1 protein-coding gene is annotated in these 2,174 nt (G+C 43.7%); it reads left to right on the top strand.

Going from position 1 to position 2,174, the window contains the following annotated elements:
• Window positions 1-2,174 (top strand): HYR-like domain-containing protein (locus LNQ34_RS23395; RefSeq protein WP_230001551.1); only part of this gene is annotated, 2,174 nt, incomplete at both ends.

Genomic DNA, 2,174 nt, shown 5'->3' with positions numbered 1-2,174 from the left:
TGCAACAGTAACCCCTACAGGAGGAACAGGAGCCTATACGTATTCCTGGTCACCATCTGGAGGATCAGCAGCAACAGCTTCTAACTTAGCTGCCGGAACTTATACGGTAACCATTAATGACGCCAATCTTTGTTCCATCACTAAAACTGTAACCATTACCGAACCTGCCGCAGCTCTAACGGCTACTACTTCGCAAACGAATGTAGCTTGTAATGCAGGAACAACAGGTTCTGCAACGGTAACAGTTTCCGGAGGAACCGGAGCCTATACTTACTCTTGGGCACCATCAGGAGGATCTGCAGCAACAGCCTCTAATTTAGCAGCTGGAACTTACACTGTAACGATTAAAGATGCTAATCTTTGTACGATTACTAAAACTTTTACCATCACAGAACCAACTGCTATAACTGCAACCACCTCACAAACCAACGTACTTTGTAAATCAAATACAACAGGTTCTGCAACAGTAACACCTACAGGAGGAACCGGAGCTTATACCTATTCCTGGGCACCATCAGGAGGATCTGCAGCAACAGCCTCTAATTTAGCAGCCGGAACTTACACTGTAACGATTAAAGATGCTAATCTTTGTACGATTACTAAAACTATAACCATTACCGAACCTGCAGCTGCATTGACTGCTACAACTTCACAAACGAATGTATCTTGTAATGCCGGAACAAATGGTTCTGCAACGGTAACTCCTGCCGGAGGAACCGGAGCCTATACTTACTCCTGGGCTCCATCCGGAGGATCTGCGGCAACGGCTTCTAATTTAGCTGCCGGAACATATACCGTGACCATAAAAGATGCAAATCTTTGTTCCATCACTAAAACTTTTACCATCACTGAACCAACAATTCTAACCGCTACCACTTCACAAATGAATGTAGGCTGTGGAGGTGATAATACGGGATCAGCTACTGTAACTGTTTCCGGTGGAACTCCAGGATATACTTACCTATGGTCTCCGTCTGGTGGAACAGCAGCTACAGCTTCTAATTTAGCCGCCGGAACTTATACCGTAACGGTTACAGATGCAAACTCTTGTACCATATCTAAATCAGTTACTATTATCGACGGGGATTCTATTAAACCAATAATTGATCCTCTGCCACAAACTTCTACTATTAATTGTCCTGCGACACCAGTATTTGCTACTGCCACCGCAACAGATAATAATGGCGTTATTTCATCCTTAACTTACAAAGATGTTATTACTCCTGGTGGATGTGCGGGTTCCTATACACAAACCAGAACCTGGACTGCTGTTGATGCCTGTGGAAACATCTCACTTCCTGTTAGTCAGGTGATCATTGTACAAGATATTTCTGCTCCTACCTGGTCTACTGCAGCTACCTCTTTAAACAAAACAATAGAATGTAGCGACACAGCAGCTTTAACTGCCGCACAGGCTTTATTCCCAACCGCTACAGATGCTTGTGATACTGATGTTTCAAACATCGTAAAAGTAAGCGGTGCTTTTGTGGCCTCTCAAGGTTGCGCTAATGCCGGAACATATACCAATACCTGGACCGTGAAAGACGATTGTGGAAATACTTCAAGTACTTTTACACAGGTGATTACTATTCAGGATACTTCAAAACCAACATGGTCTACACAAACTGCTTCTTTAAACAAAACAGTAGAATGTAGCGACACAGCAGCTTTAACTGCCGCACAGGCTTTATTCCCAACCGCTACAGACGCTTGCGACACTAATGTTTCAAACATCGTAAAAGTAAGCGGTGCTTTTGTGGCCTCTCAAGGTTGTGCTAATGCCGGAACGTATACCAATACCTGGACCGTGAAAGACGATTGTGGAAATACCTCAGCTACTTTCACACAGGTGATTACTATTCAGGATACTTCAAAACCAACATGGTCTACTGCAGCTGCTTCATTAAACAAAACAGTAGAATGTAGCGACACAGCAGCTTTAACTGCCGCACAGGCTTTATTCCCAACCGCTACAGATGCTTGCGATACTAATGTTTCGAACATCGTAAAAGTAAGCGGTGCTTTTGTGGCCTCTCAAGGTTGTGCTAATGCCGGAACCTATACCAATACCTGGACCGTGAAAGATGATTGTGGAAATACTTCTGATACCTTCACTCAGGTGATTACCATTCAGGATACTTCAAAACCAACATGGTCTACACAAACTGCTTCTT

This window comes from Flavobacterium lipolyticum, assembly GCF_020905335.1.
Classification (GTDB): domain Bacteria; phylum Bacteroidota; class Bacteroidia; order Flavobacteriales; family Flavobacteriaceae; genus Flavobacterium; species Flavobacterium lipolyticum.
This window is presented reverse-complemented; position numbering and strand designations above follow the sequence as displayed.